The 21,632-nt window shown below is 66.8% G+C and carries 19 protein-coding genes; 9 read left to right on the top strand and 10 right to left on the bottom strand.

Going from position 1 to position 21,632, the window contains the following annotated elements; all coding sequences use genetic code 11:
- From atpE to ACJQWM_RS01580, 7 genes are all read left to right on the top strand, one after another.
- Positions 1-300: a F0F1 ATP synthase subunit C gene (atpE, locus tag ACJQWM_RS01550; RefSeq protein WP_330970337.1), complete on the top strand. Its 300-nt coding sequence runs from the start codon at positions 1-3 to the stop codon at positions 298-300.
- Between the two features lie 120 nt (positions 301-420).
- Positions 421-891 (top strand): F0F1 ATP synthase subunit B, encoded by a 471-nt coding sequence (locus ACJQWM_RS01555; RefSeq protein ID WP_332703395.1) that lies wholly within the window; start codon positions 421-423, stop codon positions 889-891.
- 7 nt (positions 892-898) lie between these two features.
- Positions 899-1,441 (top strand): F0F1 ATP synthase subunit delta, encoded by a 543-nt coding sequence (locus tag ACJQWM_RS01560; RefSeq protein ID WP_332703393.1) that lies wholly within the window; start codon positions 899-901, stop codon positions 1,439-1,441.
- A gap of 157 nt (positions 1,442-1,598) precedes the next feature.
- Entirely contained in the window at positions 1,599-3,164 is a 1,566-nt protein-coding gene (atpA, locus tag ACJQWM_RS01565; protein WP_332703391.1) for a F0F1 ATP synthase subunit alpha, read from the top strand.
- Positions 3,165-3,313: 149 nt separating this feature from the next.
- Entirely contained in the window at positions 3,314-4,177 is an 864-nt protein-coding gene (atpG, locus tag ACJQWM_RS01570) for a F0F1 ATP synthase subunit gamma (RefSeq protein WP_332703389.1), read from the top strand.
- A gap of 128 nt (positions 4,178-4,305) precedes the next feature.
- Complete coding sequence (atpD, locus tag ACJQWM_RS01575) at positions 4,306-5,742, top strand: F0F1 ATP synthase subunit beta (protein ID WP_332703387.1); 1,437 nt, start codon at positions 4,306-4,308, stop codon at positions 5,740-5,742.
- Positions 5,743-5,874: 132 nt separating this feature from the next.
- Positions 5,875-6,300: a F0F1 ATP synthase subunit epsilon gene (locus ACJQWM_RS01580; protein WP_332703385.1), complete on the top strand. Its 426-nt coding sequence runs from the start codon at positions 5,875-5,877 to the stop codon at positions 6,298-6,300.
- A 178-nt stretch (positions 6,301-6,478) separates the two neighbouring features.
- Here ACJQWM_RS01580 and ACJQWM_RS01585 read toward each other — a convergent pair whose 3' ends face one another.
- Entirely contained in the window at positions 6,479-6,862 is a 384-nt protein-coding gene (locus ACJQWM_RS01585) for a GtrA family protein (RefSeq protein WP_332703383.1), read from the bottom strand.
- A gap of 206 nt (positions 6,863-7,068) precedes the next feature.
- Between ACJQWM_RS01585 and glmU the strand changes: the two genes are divergently transcribed.
- Positions 7,069-8,433, top strand: a complete 1,365-nt coding sequence (glmU, locus tag ACJQWM_RS01590) for a bifunctional UDP-N-acetylglucosamine diphosphorylase/glucosamine-1-phosphate N-acetyltransferase GlmU (protein ID WP_332703379.1) — start codon at positions 7,069-7,071, stop codon at positions 8,431-8,433.
- A gap of 127 nt (positions 8,434-8,560) precedes the next feature.
- Here the strand turns inward: glmU and ACJQWM_RS01595 are convergent, their stop codons facing one another.
- From ACJQWM_RS01595 to ACJQWM_RS01635, 9 genes are all read right to left on the bottom strand, one after another.
- The gene (locus ACJQWM_RS01595; RefSeq protein WP_332703377.1) at positions 8,561-9,880 is read right to left on the bottom strand and encodes a sensor histidine kinase; all 1,320 of its coding nucleotides are present in this window, start codon (positions 9,878-9,880) and stop codon (positions 8,561-8,563) included.
- A gap of 117 nt (positions 9,881-9,997) precedes the next feature.
- The gene (locus ACJQWM_RS01600; RefSeq protein WP_332703375.1) at positions 9,998-11,347 is read right to left on the bottom strand and encodes a sigma-54-dependent transcriptional regulator; all 1,350 of its coding nucleotides are present in this window, start codon (positions 11,345-11,347) and stop codon (positions 9,998-10,000) included.
- Between the two features lie 226 nt (positions 11,348-11,573).
- Positions 11,574-12,797 carry an ABC transporter permease gene (locus ACJQWM_RS01605; protein ID WP_332703373.1) on the bottom strand — a complete coding sequence of 408 codons (1,224 nt, stop codon included), beginning with the start codon at positions 12,795-12,797 and terminating at the stop codon, positions 11,574-11,576.
- A 179-nt stretch (positions 12,798-12,976) separates the two neighbouring features.
- Entirely contained in the window at positions 12,977-14,287 is a 1,311-nt protein-coding gene (locus ACJQWM_RS01610; protein ID WP_332703371.1) for an ABC transporter permease, read from the bottom strand.
- Between the two features lie 67 nt (positions 14,288-14,354).
- Complete coding sequence (locus tag ACJQWM_RS01615) at positions 14,355-15,572, bottom strand: ABC transporter permease (protein ID WP_332703369.1); 1,218 nt, start codon at positions 15,570-15,572, stop codon at positions 14,355-14,357.
- A 13-nt stretch (positions 15,573-15,585) separates the two neighbouring features.
- Positions 15,586-16,902: an ABC transporter permease gene (locus ACJQWM_RS01620; protein WP_332703367.1), complete on the bottom strand. Its 1,317-nt coding sequence runs from the start codon at positions 16,900-16,902 to the stop codon at positions 15,586-15,588.
- 132 nt (positions 16,903-17,034) lie between these two features.
- Entirely contained in the window at positions 17,035-17,745 is a 711-nt protein-coding gene (locus tag ACJQWM_RS01625) for an ABC transporter ATP-binding protein (RefSeq protein WP_332703365.1), read from the bottom strand.
- A gap of 97 nt (positions 17,746-17,842) precedes the next feature.
- On the bottom strand, positions 17,843-18,058 hold the full coding sequence (locus ACJQWM_RS01630) for a hypothetical protein (protein ID WP_332703363.1): 216 nt from the start codon (positions 18,056-18,058) through the stop codon (positions 17,843-17,845).
- 2 nt (positions 18,059-18,060) lie between these two features.
- Complete coding sequence (locus ACJQWM_RS01635; RefSeq protein WP_332703361.1) at positions 18,061-19,344, bottom strand: efflux RND transporter periplasmic adaptor subunit; 1,284 nt, start codon at positions 19,342-19,344, stop codon at positions 18,061-18,063.
- 213 nt (positions 19,345-19,557) lie between these two features.
- Between ACJQWM_RS01635 and glmS the strand changes: the two genes are divergently transcribed.
- Complete coding sequence (gene glmS, locus ACJQWM_RS01640) at positions 19,558-21,399, top strand: glutamine--fructose-6-phosphate transaminase (isomerizing) (RefSeq protein WP_332703359.1); 1,842 nt, start codon at positions 19,558-19,560, stop codon at positions 21,397-21,399.
- Positions 21,400-21,632 lie beyond the last annotated feature (233 nt).

A 21,632-nucleotide genomic window follows, 5' to 3' on the forward strand; every position in this document is an offset into this window, starting at 1 on the left:
ATGGAATCCATCCTCGCCAACCTCGCCCAAGTCCAGGCTTCCACCGTACTGGCCGTCGGCATCATGATCGGCCTGGCCGCGCTCGGTGCCGGTCTCGGTCTGGCGATCATGTCCGGCAAGTTCCTCGAGTCCGCCGCGCGTCAGCCGGAGCTGATCCCGGTCCTGCAGGTCCGCATGTTCATCACCGCCGGCCTGATCGACGCCGCGTTCATCATCACCGTCGCGGTGGCGCTGCTGCTGGCGTTCGCCAACCCGCTGGTGACCGTGTTCACCGAGCAGCTGGCCCTCCTCGCCGGCTGAGCCGGCCGGCACGCTCCGGTCGTGCCATGACGGGCTGCCTGCGGGCGGCCCGTCGGTACGGACAAGGGGGCGGGCGAACCCGCACGCCTCCGACCCAGCACCTCTGGCAGAACGTTACGCATGAATATCAATTTCACCCTCATCGCCCAGGCGCTGGCGTTTGCCGGTTTGATCTGGATCATCGCGACCAAGATCTGGCCGCCGCTGCTGAGCGCGATCGAAGAGCGCCAGAAGAAGATCGCCGAAGGACTGGCCGCGGCCGACCAGAGCCAGAAGAACCTGGCCCAGGCGCAGGAGCAGGTCGACGCGGCGCTGCGCGAGGCGCGTGGCAAGGCCAACGAGATCATCGACCAGGCGCACCAGCGGGCCAGCCAGATCGTCGAGCACGCCAAGAACGAGGCCATCACCGAAGCCGAGCGGCAGAAGGCGCTGGCGGTGGCCGAGATCGAGGCGGCCAGCAACCGTGCCCGCGAGGACCTGCGCCGCCAGGTGTCGGCGCTGGCGGTGAGCGGCGCCGAGAAGCTGCTGCGGCGCGAGATCGATGCCAGCGCCCACAAGGCGTTGCTCGACGAGCTCGCGGCGGAGATCTGAGCACGCCATGAGCCAGCCCCTGACCCTCGCCCGCCCCTACGCTCGCGCCGCGTTCGCGCTGTCGCGTGGGGACGGTCCCGACCAGGCCGGCCGCACCGAACAGTGGTCGCATGCGCTCGCGTTCGCCGCGCGCGTGGCCGCCGATCCGCAGGTGCATGCGCTGCTCGGCCATCCGCAACTGGCGCCGGGCGATGCGGTGACGTTGCTGGCCGCAGATGGCAGCGACGAGACCTTCGCGCGCTTCCTGACGCTGCTCGCCGACAACCGCCGCCTGTCGCTGCTGCCGGAGATCGCCGGTTTGTTCCAGGAGTTGCGCGCCGACGCCGACCGCGTGGTCAAGGCCCGCGTCACCACCGCGGGCGAACTGCCGGCAGCGGAGCTCGAGTCGATCCGGATGGCGCTCAGGCAGCGCTTCGGTCGAGAGGTCGAGATCGAAACCGCGATCGACGAGTCGTTGATCGGCGGCGCGCTGATCGACGCCGGCGACGTGGTGATCGACGGCTCGCTCAAGGGCAAGCTCGCGCGCCTGCGGACCGCGTTGGCCAATTGATGAAGCGGGATTAGGAAACAGGAAACAGAAAGCGGGAAAAGCTAGTGCCTGGCGCCATCGGCTTTGGCCACTTTCAAGTTTTACCGTTCTCGATTCTCGATACGAAATTAAAGCACCCCGCGCGCCGCAGTTCGCGACGCACGACAAGGAAACGACAATGGCAACCTCCCAGCTCAACCCGTCCGAAATCAGCGAACTCATCAAGACCCGCATCGAGAAGGTCAAGCTGACCGCCGAGGCCCGCAATGAAGGCTCGGTCACCTCGGTGGCCGACGGCATCGTGCGCATCCACGGCCTGGCCGACGTGATGCAGGGCGAGATGGTCGAGCTGCCTGGAGCTGAAGACGGAGCGTCCAGCTTCGCACTGGCGCTGAACCTGGAGCGCGACTCGGTCGGCGCGGTGGTGCTTGGCGAGTACGAGCACCTGCGCGAGGGCGATGTGGCGAAGACCACCGGCCGCATCCTCGAGGTGCCGGTCGGCCCGGAGCTGCTCGGTCGCGTGGTCAACGCGCTGGGCGAGCCGATCGATGGCAAGGGCCCGATCACCGCCACCCTGACCGCGCCGGTGGAGCGCGTCGCCCCCGGCGTGATCTGGCGCAAGTCGGTCGACCAGCCGGTGCAGACCGGTTACAAGACCGTCGACTCGATGATTCCGATCGGCCGCGGCCAGCGCGAGTTGATCATCGGCGACCGCCAGACCGGCAAGTCGGCCCTGGCGATCGACGCGATCATCAACCAGAAGGGCACCGGCATCAAATGCGTGTACGTCGCGATCGGCCAGAAGGCCAGCTCGGTGGCGAACGTGGTGCGCCGCCTGGAAGAGAACGGCGCGCTGGCCCACACGATCGTGGTGGCCGCGACCGCGTCCGAGTCGGCCGCGATGCAGTACATCAGCGCCTACTCGGGCTGCACCATGGGCGAGTACTTCATGGACCGCGGCGAAGATGCGCTGATCGTCTATGACGACCTGTCCAAGCAGGCCGTTGCCTACCGCCAGATCTCGCTGCTGCTCAAGCGCCCGCCGGGTCGCGAAGCCTATCCGGGCGACGTGTTCTACCTGCACAGCCGGCTGCTCGAGCGTGCCGCGCGCGTGTCCGAGGAGTACGTCGAGCAGTTCACCAACGGCGCGGTGAAGGGCAAGACCGGTTCGCTGACCGCGCTGCCGCTGATCGAGACCCAGGCCGGCGACGTCTCCGCGTTCGTGCCGACCAATGTGATCTCCATTACCGACGGCCAGATCTTCCTGGAGACCGACCTGTTCAACGCCGGCATCCGCCCGGCCGTGAACGCCGGTATCTCGGTCTCGCGCGTCGGCGGCTCGGCCCAGACCAAGATCATCAAGAAGCTGTCGGGCGGCATCCGCATCGCACTCGCCCAGTACCGTGAGCTCGCAGCCTTCGCGCAGTTCGCCTCGGACCTGGACGAAGCCACCCGCAAGCAGCTCGAGCGCGGCCAGCGGGTGACCGAGCTGATGAAGCAGAAGCAGTACCAGCCGATGTCCATCGCCAACCAGGCGCTGTCGATCTACGCGGTCAACGAGAACTACCTGGACGACGTGCCGGTCGGCAAGATCGGCTCGTTCGAAGAGGGCCTGCACGCCCACTTCGCCAACACCCAGGGCGAGCTGATCGACAAGGTCAACGCGACTGGCGGCTGGGGCGACGAGATCGAGGCCGCTTTCAAGAAGGGCATCGAAGAGTTCAAGCAGACCGGTAGCTGGTAAATAGAGCCGGGACTCGGGACTCGGGACTCGGGACTCGCGAAAGCGAGCTTCCCGGCGACCGAACCTCGAACCCGGGCGTGGAGTAAAGCGATTCGAGTGCGGGCTCTTCCGAGTCCCGAGTCCCGAGTCCCGAGTCCCGGATTGAGAGAATGGCAGGCGGCAGAGAAATCAAAACCAAGATCAAGAGCGTGCAGAACACCCGCAAGGTGACGCGCGCGCTCGAGATGGTCTCGGCTTCCAAGATCCGCAAGGCGCAGGATCGGATGAAGACCTCGCGCCCGTATGCTCGGGTGATGAAGCAGGTGATCGGGCACCTGGCCCAGGCCAATTCCGACTACCAGCATCCGTACATGACCGAGCGCCCGAACCCCAAGCGGGTGGGGTACGTGATCGTCTCGTCCGACCGCGGCCTGGCCGGCGGCCTCAACAACAACCTGTTCCGAAAGCTGCTGGGCGAGTTCCAGAAGTGGCACGAGCAGGGCGTCGAGGTCGACGTGGTCACCATCGGCCAGAAGGCCTCGGTGTTCTTCCGCCGGATCAAGGTCAACATGCTGGCCTCGGTCACCCACCTGGGCGACCAGCCCAAGCTCGAGCAGCTGATCGGCATTATCAAGGTGATGCTCGACTCCTACAGTGCCGGAACCATCGACCGGGTGTTCCTGAGCTACAACGACTTCGTCAACACCATGGTCCAGCGCGCCGCGTTCGACCAGCTGCTGCCGTTGCCGTCGCCGGAGACCCAGGTCGCCCGGCACGACTGGGACTACATCTACGAGCCCGATGCCGAGACCGTGCTCGAGCACGTGCTGACCCGCTACATCGAGTCGCTGGTGTACCAGGCGGTGCTGGAGAACGTGGCCTCCGAGCACGCCGCGCGCATGGTTGCGATGAAGGCGGCCAGCGACAACGCCAACAAACTGATCGAGACCCTGCAACTGGTCTACAACAAGGCGCGGCAGGCCGCGATCACGCAGGAAATTTCCGAAATCGTCAGCGGCGCCGCGGCGGTTTGAACGAGAGCAGTTTTGGTCCGCAAAGAACGCAAAGAACGCAAAAGAGAATCTTTTAACGTTACTTGGCTTTTTTGCGTCTTTCGCGTCCTTTGCGGACAGCAAGATTTTGATTTTCTGAGGAAGCATCCATGAACAGCCAGGTCACCACCGCCCCGGCCAGCGCCCAGGGCAAGATCGTCCAGATCATCGGCGCCGTCGTCGACGTCGAGTTCGCGCGTGAATCGGTGCCGCGCGTGTACGACGCGCTGAAGGTCGACGGCACCGAGATCACACTGGAAGTGCAGCAGCAGCTGGGCGACGGCGTCGTGCGCACCATTGCGCTGGGCTCCACCGACGGCCTCAAGCGCAACCTGATGGCCCGCAACACCGGCCGCGGGATCTCGGTTCCGGTCGGTGCCGGCACCCTGGGCCGCATCATGGACGTGCTCGGTCGCCCGATCGACGAGGCCGGTCCGGTCGACGCCACCGACACCTGGGAGATCCACCGCGAGTCGCCGTCCTACGAGGAGCAGTCCTCGACCAACGAACTGCTCGAGACCGGCATCAAGGTGATCGACCTGATGTGCCCGTTCGCCAAGGGCGGCAAGGTCGGCCTGTTCGGCGGCGCCGGTGTCGGCAAGACCGTCAACATGATGGAGTTGATCAACAACATCGCCAAGGCGCACGAGGGCCTGTCGGTGTTCGCCGGCGTGGGTGAGCGCACCCGCGAGGGCAACGACTTCTACCACGAGATGAAGGACTCCAACGTCCTGGACAAGGTCGCGATGGTCTACGGCCAGATGAACGAGCCGCCGGGCAACCGCCTGCGCGTCGCGCTGACCGGCCTGACCATGGCCGAGTACTTCCGCGACGACAAGGACCCGGCGACCGGCAAGGGCCGCGACATCCTGTTCTTCGTCGACAACATCTACCGCTACACCCTGGCCGGCACCGAAGTGTCCGCGCTGCTCGGGCGCATGCCCTCGGCGGTGGGCTACCAGCCGACCCTTGCCGAGGAAATGGGCGTGCTGCAAGAGCGCATCACCTCGACCAAGACAGGCTCGATCACCTCGATCCAGGCCGTCTACGTGCCGGCCGACGACCTGACCGACCCGTCGCCGGCGACCACCTTCGCCCACCTCGACGCCACCGTCGTGCTGTCGCGCAACATCGCATCCCTGGGCATCTACCCGGCGGTCGATCCGCTCGACTCGACCTCGCGCCAGCTCGACCCCAACGTGATCGGCAACGAACACTACGACGTCGCCCGCAAGGTTCAGTCGACGCTGCAGAAGTACAAGGAGCTGAAGGACATCATCGCGATCCTCGGCATGGACGAGCTGAGCGAGGAAGACAAGCAGGCGGTGTCGCGCGCGCGCAAGATCGAGCGCTTCTTCAGCCAGCCGTTCCACGTCGCCGAAGTGTTCACCGGCTCGCCGGGCAAGTACGTCACCCTCAAGGAGACCATCCGCGGCTTCAAGGGGATCGTCGAGGGCGAGTACGACCACCTGCCGGAGCAGGCGTTCTACATGGTCGGCACCATCGAGGAAGCGGTCGAGAAGGCCAAGAAGATGGGCGTGGGCTGACTGGAAGAGAGGCGGGAACGGTGAACAGGAAATGGGGAACTGAAGATCCGTTCCTGTTCGTACCTTCTCGTCCACACTGATTTTCCGTTCCCTGCGCCCCGTTTCCCTGTTCCCGCTTTTGAGATTCAGACCATGGCCTCCACCTTCCGTTGCGACATCGTCAGCGCCGAAGAAGAAATCTTCCGCGGCGACGCTGAATTGCTGGTCGCCACCGGCGAAATCGGCGAGCTCGGCATCGCGCCCAAGCACGCGCCCCTGATCACCCGGCTCAAGCCCGGCAAGGTCGTGGTGACGTTGCCCGGCGGCGAGCAACTCGACTTCGCGGTCTCCGGCGGGATCCTGGAGGTGCAGGCGACGGTGGTGACCGTGCTGGCCGACACCGCCGTGCGCGCCCAGGACATCGACGAGGCCGCGGTACGCGCCGCCAAGGACGAGGCCGAACGCGCGTTGGCCAATCGCGGCGAGCAGATGGATGTGGCCGAAGCGCAGGCCAAGCTGGCCGAAGCAATGGCGCAGCTGCAGGCGCTGGAGCGCCTGCGCAAGAACATGAAGCACTGACCTCGGTGCTGCTGTCGATCAGAAAAACGCCGGCTGATGCCGGCGTTTTTTTTGCCGGGAGCACGCGCTTTTGCTCCCTCCTTTGGAAAAGGATGGCTGGGGAGGATTTGCTCCAGGCAACGCGCGGAAAGCCAAGGAGGCCCCTTGGCCCCTTCTTCAAAGGGGAAAACAGCAGCGCTCAGCGTCGGTAGATCCAGTACCGCGACAGCAGGAAGCCCAGGCCGCCCAGCACGAGCTCGACGCCGGGCTTGGCCAGCCATGCCCACTTCAAACCCAGGTAGTCATCGATCGTTCCGATCGCAAGCGTGCTGAGCAGCGTCATGCTCAGCCACATCCCCAGGAAGCGCAGAAACTGGGTGCGGCCGACCGCGGTATCGTCGCCGGCAAAGGTGATGCGGCCGTTGAGCCAGAATCCCAGCAGCGCACCGCAGACGCGACCGACCACGTTGGCCTGTCGCACCGGCATGCCGAAATGGCTCAGCGCGACCATCACGCCCCAGTCGAGCAGCCATTGGATCATCCCGATCAGCAGGTAGTGCCGGCCTTGCCGCTTCAGGCTCATCGAAGCAGGCTCATCGAAGCAGGCTCATTGAAGCCGCGCCTGGATGGCGGTCCTGCGCGTGCATCCAGGCGCAAACGCCGTTCGGCACACGGGGAGCGGCGAGCGGAGTGGAAAGTCGAGATAGCGGCACCGCGGCATCCTAGCAGGCCCGCGCCGGCTAGAATCGCCGTTGTCTCTACCGAGTCGAACACGTATCCGGAGTCCGCATGAGCGCACCGCTGCACGTCGTCATCCTCGCCGCAGGCGAAGGCAAACGCATGAAGTCGTCGGTGCCCAAGGTGCTGCAGAAGATCGCGGGCCGGCCCATGCTGGCGCACGCGATCGAGACCGCGCGCGCCTTGCACCCAGCCGGCATCCATGTGGTCTACGGCCATGGTGGCGACCAGGTGCGCAAGGCCTTTGCCGAGCAGCGCGACCTGCACTGGAGCGAGCAGCGTGAGCGCCTGGGTACCGGCCATGCGGTGCAGCAGGCGATGCCCGAGGTGCCGCAGGACGTGCGCGTGCTCATCCTCTATGGCGACGTACCGTTGATCACCGCCGAGACCCTGCGGCGCCTGCTGGACGCTCCCGGACGGATCGCGGTGCTGGTGGCCGACCTCGATGACCCCAGCGGCTACGGCCGGATCGTGCGCGATGCCGAGGGCCGCGTGGCGCAAATCGTCGAGCACAAGGACGCCGACGAGGAGCAGCGCGAGATCCTCACCGTCAACACCGGCATCCTGATCGCCGATGGCGACCCGCTGCGCCGCTGGCTTGCCGGACTCGACAACGAGAACGTACAGGGCGAGTACTACCTCACCGACGTGTTCGCCGCCGCGGCCGACGAATACAACGCCGCCGAGATGGTGCACGTGCGTGAGGCGATCGAAGTGGAGGGCGCGAACGACCCATGGCAGCTGGCCCAGCTCGAACGTGCCTTCCAGCTGCGCGCCGCCCGCGCGCTGTGCGACGCCGGTGCGCGGCTGGCCGACCCGGCGCGGCTCGACGTGCGCGGCCGCGTGACGGTCGGCCAGGATGTCGAGATCGATGTCGACGTGGTGTTCGAAGGCAACGTCGAGCTTGCCGATGGCGTGCGCATCGGCCCGTTCTGCCGGCTCAAGGACGCTAGGCTCGGCCCCGGCACCGAGGTGCGGGCGCATTGCGACATCGACGGCGCCGTGGTCGAGGGCGCGGCCACCATCGGCCCGTTCGCGCGGCTGCGGCCGGGCACGGTGCTGGCCGATGGCGTGCACATCGGCAACTTCGTGGAAACCAAGAACGCCAAGGTCGGCGTGTCGAGCAAGGCCAACCACCTCAGCTACATCGGCGACACGTTCATCGGTGTGGGGGTCAACATCGGAGCCGGCACCATCACCTGCAACTATGACGGCGCCAACAAGTCGGTCACCCGGATCGAGGACCGCGCGTTCATCGGCTCCAATGCCTCGCTGGTGGCGCCGGTGACGATCGGCAAGGGCGCCACCATCGCCGCCGGCTCGGTGATCACCAGGCCCGCGCCCGACGGCAAGCTCACCGTCGCGCGCGCGCGGCAGTCGGTGGTCGAAGGGTGGCAGCGGCCTAAGAAGAAATAGCTCGGTGGTCGCGGGGGCGCACGTCCTGTTGTAGGAGCGGCTTCAGCCGCGATCGGACTCCCCAGCGAGCGACCGGTTCCGGATCGCGGCTGAAGCCGCTCCTACGGGTGTTGATCTTTGGGTTTCGCTAATCCGGCAGCACCAGCGTCACGCACAGCCCGCCGCCGTCGCGGTTGAGCAGCGCGATCCTGCCGCCATGGGCTTCGGCGATCTCGCGGGCGAGGGCGAGCCCCAGGCCGGTGCCGTTGCGCTTGGTCGAATAGAAGGGCAGCAGCGCGTTGGCCAGCACCGCCTCGTTCATGCCGGTGCCGCGGTCGAGCACGTCGATACGCCAGGCGTCAGGCGTGCGGCGCAGCACCAGGGCCACCTCGTGCGGCGGCGATCCGGATTCGTGCGCGTTCTTGAGCAGGTTGATCAGGCTCTGCTCGAGCTGGGCGACATCGACCCGCGCGATGCCGTCGCTGCCCTTGCCATCGAAGGTGAACTCGACCTGGGTGCGGAGCTGCGCGACGAAGCGCGACCATTCGATGGGCGTGCGCCGCGGCGCCGGCAGCTTGGCAAAACGCGCGTAGTCGCGGATGAAGCCTTCCAGGTGCCGCGCGCGGTCTTCGATCGTCGCCAGCGCGGTGGGCAGCTTGTCGTACTGGCCCCGGCGCAGCAGCTCGCTGCCCGAGTGCGCGAGCGAGGCGATCGGCGCGAGCGAATTGTTCAGCTCGTGGCTGATCACCCGGATCACCTTCTTCCAGGTCTGTACTTCCTGCCGGCGCAGCTCGGCGGTCAGCACGCGCAGCAGCACCAGCTCGTGGTGGCGGCCATTGAGCCGGAACTGGCGGCGCGAGAGGTGGTAGATGTCCTCCTCGTCCTCATCGCCGACGGTGAACATGCCGTCGCCACCGCGCTGGAATGCCTCGCGCACCGCGTCGTGCGCGCCGGCAAGCAGGTCCTCGAACGTATGCCCCTCCAGCCGCCGACCTTCGCCGAGCAGCTTGCGCGCGGCAAGGTTCGCATGCACCACGTGGCGGCCCGGGTCGATCAGCACCATCGCCACGGGCGTGTTCTGGACCATGGTCTCGAGCAGCAACTCGCGCTGCACCAGCGCCAAGCGCTGCTCGCGCAGCGCCTCGCCGAGCCGGTTGTGGCTGGCGACCAGCTCGGCCAGTTCGTCGCGGCCCTGCCATGACAGCCCGAAGCTGTAGTCGCCGTCGCGATAGCTGGCAACGCTGCCGGCCAGCGCGCGGAACAGCGAGTTCATCGGGGCGAATGCGCGCTGCACGTGGTAGACCAGCAGCGGCGCCAGCACCGCTGCTGTGATCAGTACCACCAGCCACGGCTCGCCCATCCACTTCGACAGCAACGCCGCCAGCGCCGCGGCCGCCGCCACATAGAGCAGGGCGATCGCGCCGAACTGCAGCGACAGCGGAAGCCGGCTACGCCAGTGCCTGATCATGGTCCGTCACCGGTAGGCTCCGCCCTGTAGAGCCGAGCTTGCTCGGCTGCTCCCCCGTCCCGGCCGCGGCGCAGCCGGGCAAGCCCGGCTGTACCGACGCGGTGGCGTCGCTGTGGCTCACGGCCGCTCGATGCCTAGCCGGTCCAGCCGCCGATACAGCGCCTGGCGCGACAGCCCCAGCTCGCTGGCGGCCTGGGTGAGGACGCCGCCGTTGCGCTGCAGCGCGGCCTCGATCGTCGCGCGGTCGGGCTCGTCGGCCGAGTTCACTGCCGAGCAGCTGCCCGGCAGGCCCAGGTCGCCGGCGCCGATGACATCTCCGCGCGTGAGCAACATCGCGCGCTGGATCGTATTGCGCAGCTCGCGCACGTTGCCGGGCCAGGCGTGTGCGAGCAACGCGCGTTCGGCATCCTCGCCCAGACGCTTGCCGGCGGCCACGCCCGTGTCCTGCAAGAACAGCCGGGCCAGCGGCAGGATGTCATCGCGACGGTCGGCCAGCGGCGGCACCTCGATCTGGATCGTGTTGAGCCGGTAGTAGAGGTCCTCGCGGAATTGGCCGTCGCGGATCATCTGCGGCAGCTCGGCGTTGGTCGCGCTGACCAGGCGCACCTTGACCTGCCGCTCGCGGTTGGAGCCGAGCCGCGCGAAGCGGCCGGTTTCCAGCACGCGCAGCAGCTTCATCTGCCCGGCCGGCGGCAGCGTGCCGATCTCGTCGAGGAACAAGGTGCCGCCGTCGGCCGCCTCGAACTTGCCCTCACGCGCCTTGGTCGCACCGGTGTAGGCGCCCGCCTCGCTACCGAACAACTCCGCCTCGATCAGCTCGCCCGGCAGCGCGCCGCAGTTGAGCGTCACGAAGGGGCCGTCCTTGACCGACGAGTTCGCCTGCACGATCTCGGCGATCTTTTCCTTGCCGGCACCGTTGGGGCCGCAGATCAGCACCGGCACGTCGGCGCGCGCAACCTGGCCGGCCAGCTCGACCACGCGCGCGAGCGCGTCGGAGGCGAACACCAGTCCGCACAGGTCGTAGCGCGACTGCAGCTCGCGATGGATCTTCCTGCGCTGGCCATGCAGGCGCGAGACCTCGCGCGTGCTGGCCGACAGTTCCAGCAGGTTTTCCACGCTCGCCAGCAGCTTGTGGTCGTCCCACGGCTTGGCGAGGTAATCGGCGGCGCCCGCCTTGGCCAGGTCGACGGCGATCTCCAGATGCGTCCACGCGGTCAGCAGGATGATCGGCAGGTCCGGATGGCGCGCGCGGATCGCACGGAACAGTTCCACGCCTTCCTCGCCGGAGGTGGTATCGGCACGGAAGTTCATGTCCTGCACGACCAGCCCGATGTCCTCGCGCGCGAGCATGCGCAGCCCATCCTCGGGCGAATGCGCGACCAACGTGCGGATCTCGCGCAGGCCGAACAGCACGTCCAGTGCGGTGCCGACCGCCGGGTTGTCGTCGATGACCAGGACCGTGCGCATGGAGCTCCTTTCTGTCAGCCGCGTTAGGCAAGCGTAGCAACTGCGTTCCTGGTCCCGGGAGGATGTATCCAGGCCGTCATCCCCGGGAAAGCGGGGACCCAGTGACTTTAAACGCGTCTGCAGGTTGCGGCGACGCGGACCCAGTGCGCTGAAGCCTCTGGATCCCCGCCTCCGCGGGGATGACGGATTGGAGGCTTCGCGCATCCGTTGAGCGGGTTGCCCGTCGTCAAATCGAGCGCGTCGCCACCGCCGGCGGCACCGCCGCGGCGCGGCGGGCCGGTGCGAACACCGCGATCTGGCCGAGCAGCCACAGCGCGAGCGCACCGATTGGCAGGTACATCGCCGGGAGCCGGGGCAGCTCGTAGCGCTCCATCAGCATCAGGTTGATGCCGTAGGCCAGCGCCATGCCAAGCGCGATGCCGACTGTAGCCAGCAGCAGGTTCTCGGTCTGGAAGTAGCGCAGGATCTGGCCGCGGGTGGCGCCGAGCGCACGCCGCACGCCGATCTGCTTGGTGCGCTGCTGCACCCAGAAACTGGCCAGCCCGACGATACCCAGGGCGGTCACGATCAGCAGCGCGATGCAGACCGAGACCAGCAGCCAGGCCATGGCGCGGTCCTGTGCGTAGAAGTCGTCGCTCATCTGCTCGAAGCTTTCCGAATCGAGCAGGATGCGATCGGGATTGCGTTGCTCCAGCACCGCCACCGCCGCCTTCAGCACCTCGTCGCGGCGCGCCGGTTCGGTGCGCAGCACGTAGGAACCCGTCGTATAGGGCCGATGGATCGGCAGCACCATCGACAGCCCGGCATCCGCCGGACTGCCGTTGTCGCCGGGACGGATCAGGTGCTCGATGACGCCGACCACGCGCTGCGGGTTGTCGCCGCCGCTGTAGATCGACTTGCCGACCGCATCCTCGCCGGGAAACAGTCGCTCGGCGGTCGCGCGGGTGAGGATCACCGAGGAGATCTCGACCTCCGATGCGGGCGCCGTCAGTGCCTCCCACTCGACGTATTCATCGGCGGTGAATTCGCGGCCGGCGACCAGCCGCAGGCCGAAGGTCTCCAGCAGTTGCTCATCGCCGGCATAGACGGATGCGTCCAGCGTCGGGTTCTGCTGGTCCGGCTCCAGGTTGATAGAGCTGTACGAGGACGAGTTGCCGAACGGGACCTGGTTGACCACGGTGGCCGCGCGTACGCCGGGGAGTGCACGCAGGGCGGCAAGATCCCCGCGGGTCAGCGCTGCGGCATTGTCGTCGCGGCCGATGCCGGTGTAGCGCAGGCGCACCAGCTCGTTCTCGGCCAGGCCGGTGGTGCGGTTCATGCGGTCCAGCCGGGTGTCGATCAGGAACACCGCATTGCAGATGATCGCGCAGCTCAGCGCGATCTCCAGCACGATCAGCGCGGCGGCGGTCTTGTGGCGACGCAGGGTCGACAGGATGGGGCGGATGTCCATGGTGGTTCTCCAGCGTCCCGCGGTGCGGGAGGTTTTTTTGTCGTTTCCTTCTCCCGCGTGCGGGAAAAGGTGCCCGAAGGGCGGATGAGGGCGAGCGATACTTGGAACGGCCGACGCAAGTGTGTTTCGCGTGCCCTTTACCCCCCACCCTCTCCCGCCAGCGGGAGAGGGTGTTTTGTTCATTGCGATTTGAGCTGGATAGCCGGCGTGACCTGGCAGGCTCGCCATGCGGGCAACAGCCCCGCCAGCAGACTGGCCGCGATCGCGAGGGCAAAGGTGGTCAGCAGCATCGCCGGGTCGAGCTGGGCGAGTTCGGCATAACCGGTTGGCTGCTGGCGCACCGCCCACAGGCCCAGCAGGGCCAGCGCCAGTCCCAGCAGCCCGCCGGCCAGCCCAATCGTGCCGGCCTCGACCAGGCACTGGGCGAAGACCGCGCGGCGCGAGGCGCCCAGCGCGCGGCGCACGCCGATCTCGCCGGCGCGGCGCAGGAACTTGGCCAGCAGCAGGCCGACGGTGTTGAGCAGGCACACCAGCAGAAAACCGAAGGCCAGCCAGACCTGCAGGCGCACGTCGCTGGGCACTATGCGCTGGTTGTCGAGCCAGCCCATCACGTCGAACATGCGCACGTTGGTCGGGCGCCCGAAGCGGCCGGCGGCACGTTGCTGGTCGGAGTAGTTGGTGAGGTAACGCAGGTAGTCCTCGGCCTTTTCTGGCGAATCCAGTTCGACCCAGTACTGCAGCCAGCTGCAGGAGGCATCTACGCCGCGAACGCCCTCCGCGCCATTGCCAGTGTCCTCCCAGCAATTCATGTTGCCGCTGGTATTCATGTCGACATCGCGCGAGGTCGAGAACGGCAGGAACACCTGTTCGACCTCGCCGAAGTGGCTGTTGGTTACGTCGTAGAAGCGCGGTGTCGGCCGCCATTCGTCCAGCACGCCGACGATGCGGAATGTGGTCTGGTCCAGCCGGAGCGTCTGGCCGACGCTGTTGGCGCCGTCGAACAGCCGATCGTTGAGTTCCTTGGCGATGACCACCACGCGGCCACGCGCCTCGTCGTCGCTGGCAGCCCAGCCGCCACCATGGGCGAACGGCGCGTCGAACATCGGAAAGAAGTCCGCCGAGGTGAAGCGCGACTCCACGTTGAATGGGCTCATGCCGGAGCGCTGCGGCTCCGCGACCACGCTGCCCGCGGTCATCAATGCCTGGCGGTCACCGCGCGCCTCGCGCAGCAGCGCCTCGGCATCGAAGCGGGTCATCTGGAATTCTGGAGGATCGCTGGGCGTGTAGCCGCTCATTGAGCGCGGGTCCATCTGTGGGTAGAACAGGGTGTCGCTCTTGCCGGGTATGGGATCGCCCGACAACACATGGAACACCGTGAGCGTGGTCATGGCCGCGCCGATGCCCAGCGCGATCGCGAGCACCATCAGCGCGGTCAGTACCTTGTTGCGGCGGAAGCTGCGCAAGGCGAGGTCGAAGTAGTAAGTGAACATGGCAATCCTTTGAAGCCGTAGGGCGGGTTTCAACCGGCCGTCTTGGTGGCTGGAATGGCGGGCCTTCCTAAACGCTGCGCGTCGCGACCGCCGGCGGTACCGCCGCCGCGCGCCGGGCCGGGCCGAGTACGGAGGCCTGTCCGAGCAGCCACAGTGCGATCGCGCCGACCGGCAGATAGATCGCCGGCAGCCGGGCGAGCTCATAGCGCTCCATCAGCGCGAGGTTGATGCCGTAGGCCAGCATCATCCCGATGACGATGCCTATCGTGGCCAGCAGGAAGTTCTCGGTCTGGAAGTAGCGCAGGATATGGCCCCGGGTGGCCCCGAGCGCGCGCCGCACGCCGATCTGCTTGGTGCGCTGCTGCACCCAGAAACTCGCCAGCCCGACGATGCCCAGCGCGGTGATCACCAGCAGCGCCATGCAGACGATGGCCAGCAGCCAGGCCATTTCAACATCCGTTCGGTAATAGCTGTCGCGCATCTCTTCCAACGTTTCCTGCCTGACAATGGTGCGGTTCGGATCAATGCGCATTAGCGTGTCGACCGCGCGCTCTAGCACCTGCGCGCGTTGCGCAGGATCGCTGACGCGCAGCAGGTAGTTGCGGAAAGCGCCCTCCACCGGCATCAGCATCGCGTATGTGTAGGAGGCCGGACCGTTGGCTCCGTGGGGCTGTACCAGATGCTCGACAATCCCCACGATGGTGATCGGCGTATCGCCCCAGGCGTAGAAGGATTTGCCCAACGGGTCCTGTCCCGGAAATAGCTCCTTGGCCATGCTGTGGGAGATGATGACCGATGGAATTGCGAGCTTGCTGTTGGGGGCGCTCAGTGCCTCCCAGTCGACGAACTCGTCCGGCGTGAAGTGCCGGCCGGCAATTAGGTTCAGCCCCATCGCATCGATCAACTGCCTGTCGCCTGCGTAGTAGGAGCTCTCGAACAGTGCAGATTCGCCCGGTGTCCGCCTGACATCCAGACTCCTTCCCGCCGAACCCAAGGGAAGAAAGTTAACGGCGGCGGCATTCCTGACTCCAGGCAACGCGCGCAGCGCAACCAGATCTTCCCGGGTCCGCGCAGCGGCGCTGTCGTTCGTACCGGGGTCGGCTAGCTGGATGCGCACGAGTTCGGTTTCCGCCAGACCGGTCGGGCGGTCCATGAGCTGCAGCCGGGTGTGGATCAGGAAAACCGCATTGCTGAGGATGGCGCAACTCAGGGCTATCTCCAGCACGATCAACGTGGCTGCCGTCTTGTGGCGACGCAGGGCGGAAAAAATCGGTCGAATGTCCATGGCTGCCTCTGGCTTATTGCGTCTTGAGCTGGATGGCGGGGGCGACCTGACATGCGCGAAAGGCCGGCAACAGGCCGGTGAGCACGCTTGCCACGACCGCGAGCGCGAAGGTGGCGATCAGCATCACCGGATCCAGCTGCGCCAACTCGGCGTAGCTGGCCGATCGCTGGCGCACCGTCCACACTCCCAGCAGCGCGACACCCAGGCCGAGCACGCCGCCGGCCAGGCCGATCACGCCGGCCTCGACCAGGTACTGGACGAAGATGGATCGGCGCGATGCTCCCAGAGCCCGGCGCACGCCGATTTCACTCGACCGGCGCATGAACTTCGCCAGCAGCAATCCGACGGTGTTGAGCAGGCATACCGCCAGAAAAGCAAAGGCCAGCCACACCTGCAGGCGCACGTCGGCCGGCACTGTCTTGATGTGCTCAAGCCAGTCCATCACGTTGTCCAGACGCACGTTGGTTGGGCGCTCGAATCGGCCCGCCGCGCGCTGCTGGTCGGAGTAATTGGTGAGGTACTGCAGGTAGGCGGCGGCTTTTTCCGGCGTGTCCAACTCCACCCAGTACTGCAGCCAGGCACAGGGGGCATTGAGACCGGTGGCGCCTTCCGCATCCTCCTCGACATCGTCACTGCCCCAGCAATGCATGCGGCCTGCGACGTCCATGTCGAGGTCGCGCGAGGTCGAGAACGGCACGTATACCTGTTCGATTTCGGCATAGCGGTTGCCGTACATGTCGTAGAACTTCGGAGTCGGGCGCCAGTCGTTGAGTACTCCGACGACCTGAAACTCCGTTTGGTCCAGCCACAGCGATCGTCCGACGCTGTTTTCGCCGCCGAACAGCTTGTCATTGAGCGGTTTGGCGATGACCGCAATTCGGGCGCGCGCATCGTCTTCGGCCTTGCCCCATCCGTTGCCGAAAAGGAACGGCACAGCGAACATCGGAAAGAAATCGCTGGAAGCGTAGCGGGAATCCACGGAAGACGAATCGAGTGCGCCCGGCTGCGACTTGACCACTACGCTGCCCCGCTTGGTTATCGCCTGGCGGTCACCTCGTGCGTGGCGCAGCAGGGCTTCGGCGTCGTAGCGGGTCATCTGGTCTTCCGGATATTGCTCCGGGACGTACCCGTCCATGCTGCTGGCGTCCAACTGCGGATAGAACAGCGTGTGGCTTCGGCCAGGCAATGGATCGCCCGAAAGGATGTAAAACACCGTCAGCGTCGTGATGCAGGCGCCGATGCCGAGCGCGATCGCGAGCACCATCAGCGCGGTCAGTACCTTGTTGCGCCTGAAGCTGCGCAGGGCGAGGTCGAAGTAGTAGGCGAACATGCTGCGTTCCTTCGATGATCGGGGTCTTTGTAGGAGCGGCTTCAGCCGCGAACAGGAGTCGGCGCGAGCGAACGATTTCCGATCGCGGCCGAAGCCGTTCCTACGACCGACAGGGAGTCCAGTCGGACAGGATCAGGCGGAGGTTTCGGCCGGTTTGCGCACCAGGCTCGGCTCGGCCGCGAGGTCGGTCGCCATGCCGTCGACGATGTGCACGTTGCGCCGCGCGCGCGCGGCCAGTTCCGGGTCGTGGGTCACCATGACGATGGTGGTGCCGGCGGCGTTGATCTCCTCGAGCATCTCCAGCACGCCGCGGGCCATCTGCGAGTCGAGGTTGCCGGTGGGTTCGTCGGCCAGCAGCAGGCGCGGGCTGCCGGCCAGTGCACGCGCGATCGCGGCGCGTTGTTGCTGGCCGCCCGACAGTTCGGCCGGGTAGTGCTTCATGCGCGAGCCCAGCCCTACCTTGGCCAGCGATTCCTCGATGCGCTGCTTGCGCTCGGACGCACTCATGCCGCGGTAGCGCAGCGGCACGTCGACGTTGTCGAACAGGTTGAGGTCCGGGATCAGGTTGAAGCTCTGGAAGATGAAGCCGATCTTGCGGTTGCGCAGCTTTGAGCGTGCGTCGTCCGACAGGCCGCTCACGTCCTCGCCATCGAGCTTGTAGGTGCCACCGGTGAAGCTCTCCAGCAGCCCGGCGATGTTGAGGAAGGTGGTCTTGCCCGAACCCGACGGACCGGTGACGGCGACGAACTCGCCCTCGCGCACATGCAGGTCGAGCGAGCGCAGTGCATGGGTTTCGACCAGTTCGGTGCGGTAGACCTTGGTGACCTGTTGCATGTCGAGCATGGGAATGGTTCCTGTGAGCGGAGGAGGTTCTATCCGCCATCCCGAGCAGCGCTGGGATGACGGGTGGGAGTGAAGAGGTGGTGGTGGTGCGGCCGGTTCAGCCGTGCACCCGGAACAGCGCGGCCCCGGGGTCGGACCGGGCGAAGCGGCGCCACGGGCGGGGCTTGAGCCGCCGCTCGTACTGGTGATCGTTGGCGCTGTCGTCGTGGGCGGCGACAGCGAGGGCCGGGGGCTCCAGCAGCCGCAGGGACGCCGCATCGGATACCGGAGCGGTCGATTGCGGGTCGGAAGGAAGCACGGTCTGGGTATTCATGGTCAATCTCCAGTGATGCGAATGCGTTCGGCATCGCCGAACTGATCGGCGCCGGAGACCACGATGCGGTCGCCCGGCTGTAAACCATCGAGGATCTCCACCGAGGACAGGCTGCTGACGCCGGTGCTGATCGGCTGGCGCACCGCGACGTCGCCGTCCATGACATAGGCGTGGCGGCCGCCGCTCTGTTCCAGGAACGGCCCGCGCTCGACCATCAGCACGTCATCGCGGGTATCGAGCATGATCCGCGCCCGCAGGCGCTGGTTCTGGCGCAGTCCGGGCGGTTGCTCCTCGGTGAAGCGCAGGCGGCTGACGACCTCGCCGTTGACCACCTCCGGTGATACCGCCGAGACCTCGCCCGGGTATGGCCGGCCTGCGCCGCTGGTCAGCTGCGCCGGCATGCCGATCGCCAGGTCACGCGCGAAGCTTTCCGGCACGCGGATCTCCACCTCGAACCGGGTCAGGTCGACCACGCTCAGCACCGGCGCATTGACCGCGACGTTCTGGCGATGCGCGACCTGCACCTGGCCCACCTGGCCATCGAATGGCGCGCGCAGCGTCAGCGCATCGACCTGGCGCTGCAGTTCGCTGACCACCGCACGCTGGCGGTCGGCGAGCAGCTTCTTGTTCTGCGTGTCCAGCCCCGCACCCTGGCCCTGCAGGTCATACTCGCGCCGCGCATGGGCGACGCCGAGCTCGGCCTTCTTGAGGTTGTCCTGCGAGCGCGCCACGTCGATCTGCGCGACGGCACCGCCTTCGAACGCGCGCTGGTTGCGCTCCAGGTCACGCCGCGCGGCCTGCTCCTCGATTTCGGCCTGGTCGAGCGCGCGGCGCGCGGCCGAACGCGCGATCTGCGCGTCCAGCCCGGCGCGCCCGGCCTCGGCCTCCACGCTGGCCAGGGTGGCCTGCTCCTGCGCCAGTCGGCTGCGTAGTTCCGGGCTGTCGATCTCGGCTAAGGGCTGGTCGGCCTTGACCACGTCGCCGGCGACCACATGCAGGGTCACGGTGCCGCCGGCGATCGCGTACAGGGTCGGGCTGTTGGCCGCAATCACCCGGCCGTCGGCGGAGATGTCACGGACCAGGTCGCCGCGGGTGACCTCGGCGATGCGCACGCGCGAGGCGTCGAAGGAGCGGCTGCCGCCGCTCCAGGCCGATACCAGCCAGCCGCCGAGCAGCAGCACGCCGATCGCCACGGCGGCGCCGGTCAGCCATCGGCGGCGGCGCTGGACGTGCGCCGGGGTGCTGACGACGGCGTGGTCCTGGGCGGAGGTGTCGCGGATGCTCATGGGTCGGGCTGGCCTCTGTGCGTGCTGGGGACGGGGTGTACGGGGTGCACGGGGTGTATTAAGCATGAAGCGTGCCAACCTCCAGAAGGCTGATTCCACGTGTGTTTCCCGTTGTCTACAGGTGTCCGCGGGCAGGTGCGCAGTGTCCGCCGGACAGTGTCCGCGGCGCGCGGCACCGCTAAACTGCGCCGTCATCAGAGGAGTCGCCCATCCATGTGTGGAATCGTCGGTGCAATCGCGGATCGCGATGTGGTCCAGCTCCTGATCGAGGGACTGAAGCGGCTGGAGTACCGCGGCTACGACTCCGCCGGCATTGCCGTGGTCGCCGGTGAGGCAGGCTGCGAAGAGATCCGCCGCGTGCGCCGCACCGGCCGGGTCGCCGAGATGGAAGCGGCGGCCGCAAGCGAGGCATTCACGGCCGGCACCGGCATCGGCCACACCCGCTGGGCCACGCACGGCGGGGTGACCGAGGCCAACGCACATCCGCACATCAGCCACGGCGTGGCGCTGGTGCACAACGGCATCATCGAGAACCACGAGGAGCAGCGCGAGAAGCTGCGTGCGCTCGGGTACGAGTTCGAATCGCAGACCGACACCGAGGTCATCGCCCACCTGATCCACTCGTTCCTGAAGCAGGGCGACGATCTGCTGGCTGCGGTGCAGCGGGCGGTCGGCGAGCTCACCGGCGCCTATGCACTGGCGGTGGTGAGCCGGCACGAGCCGGAGCGCCTGATCGCCGCGCGCATGGGCTGCCCGCTGCTGGTCGGCCTGGGCGAGGGCGAGAATTTCATTGCCAGCGACGTTTCGGCGATCGTCCAGGCCACGCGGCGGGTGATCTTCCTGGAGGAGGGCGATACCGCCGAGGTCACGCGCGATGCGGTGCGGGTGTTTGACGAGCACGGCGCCGTGGTCGAACGCGAGGTGCACGTATCGGATGTCTCGCTGGCCTCGCTGGAACTCGGCCCCTACCGCCATTTCATGCAGAAGGAGATCCACGAGCAGCCGCGCGCGATCGCCGACACCATCGAGGCGGTGATCGACAACAAAGGGTTTTCGGCCTCGTTGTTCGGCGCCGGTGCCGAGCCGGTGCTGGCCGATGTCGAGGCGGTGCAGATCCTCGCCTGCGGCACCAGCTACTTTGCCGGCCTGACTGCGCGCTACTGGATCGAGGCGATCGTCGGCATCCCGTGTTCGGTCGAGGTCGCCAGCGAATACCGTTACCGCAGCGCCGTGGCCAACCCGAAGCAGCTGGTCGTGACCATCTCGCAATCGGGCGAAACCCTCGACACGATGGAGGCGCTCAAGTACGCCAAGTCGCTGGGACACGACAAGACCCTGTCGATCTGCAACGTGCCCGAGAGCGCGATCCCGCGCGCCAGCCGGCTGGTCTACTACACCCGCGCCGGCGCCGAGATCGGCGTGGCTTCGACCAAGGCCTTCACCACCCAGCTGGTCGCGCTGTTCACCCTGACCGCGACCCTGGCCAAGCTGCGCGGGCGCCTGTCACCGGAACAGGAAGGCGAGTTCCTCGATGCGCTGCGCCAGCTGCCCGGCAGCGTGCAGCACGCGCTGAACCTGGAGCCGCAGATCACCGCCTGGGCCGAGCGTTTCGCACCGAAGCAGCACGCGCTGTTCCTCGGCCGCGGCGTGCACTATCCCATTGCTTTGGAAGGTGCCCTGAAGCTTAAGGAGATCTCCTACATCCACGCCGAGGCGTATCCGGCCGGCGAGCTCAAGCACGGCCCACTGGCGCTGGTCGATGCCGACATGCCGGTGGTGGTGATCGCGCCGCGGGACAGCCTGCTGGAAAAGGTCAAATCCAACATCCAGGAGGTGCGCGCGCGCGGCGGCGAGATGTTCGTGTTCGCCGATCTCGACAGCCATTTCGGCGATTCCGAGCAGGTCAGCGTGATCCGCACCCCACGTCACGTCGGCGTGCTGTCGCCGATCGTGCACACCATCCCGGTGCAGTTGCTGGCCTACCACGTCGCGCTCGCACGCGGCACCGACGTCGACAAGCCGCGCAACCTGGCCAAGTCGGTGACGGTGGAATAGGGCTTTTTGTAGGAGCGCTTCATGCTTTTGTAGGAGCGCCCCCAGCTTTTGTAGCAGCGCCCCATGGGCGCGAACCGGAATCGGACAGGCGCGGTTGTCCGATTTGCATCGCGCCCATGCTCCTCATGAGCCCCATGCTCCTCATAAGCCCCATGCTCCCCAAAAGCCCCATGCTCCTCATAAGCCCCATGCTCCTCATAAGCCCCATGCTCCCCAAAAGCCCCATGCTCCTC

It is taken from the genome of Novilysobacter longmucuonensis, from assembly GCF_046600735.1.
GTDB lineage: Bacteria > Pseudomonadota > Gammaproteobacteria > Xanthomonadales > Xanthomonadaceae > Novilysobacter_A > Novilysobacter_A longmucuonensis.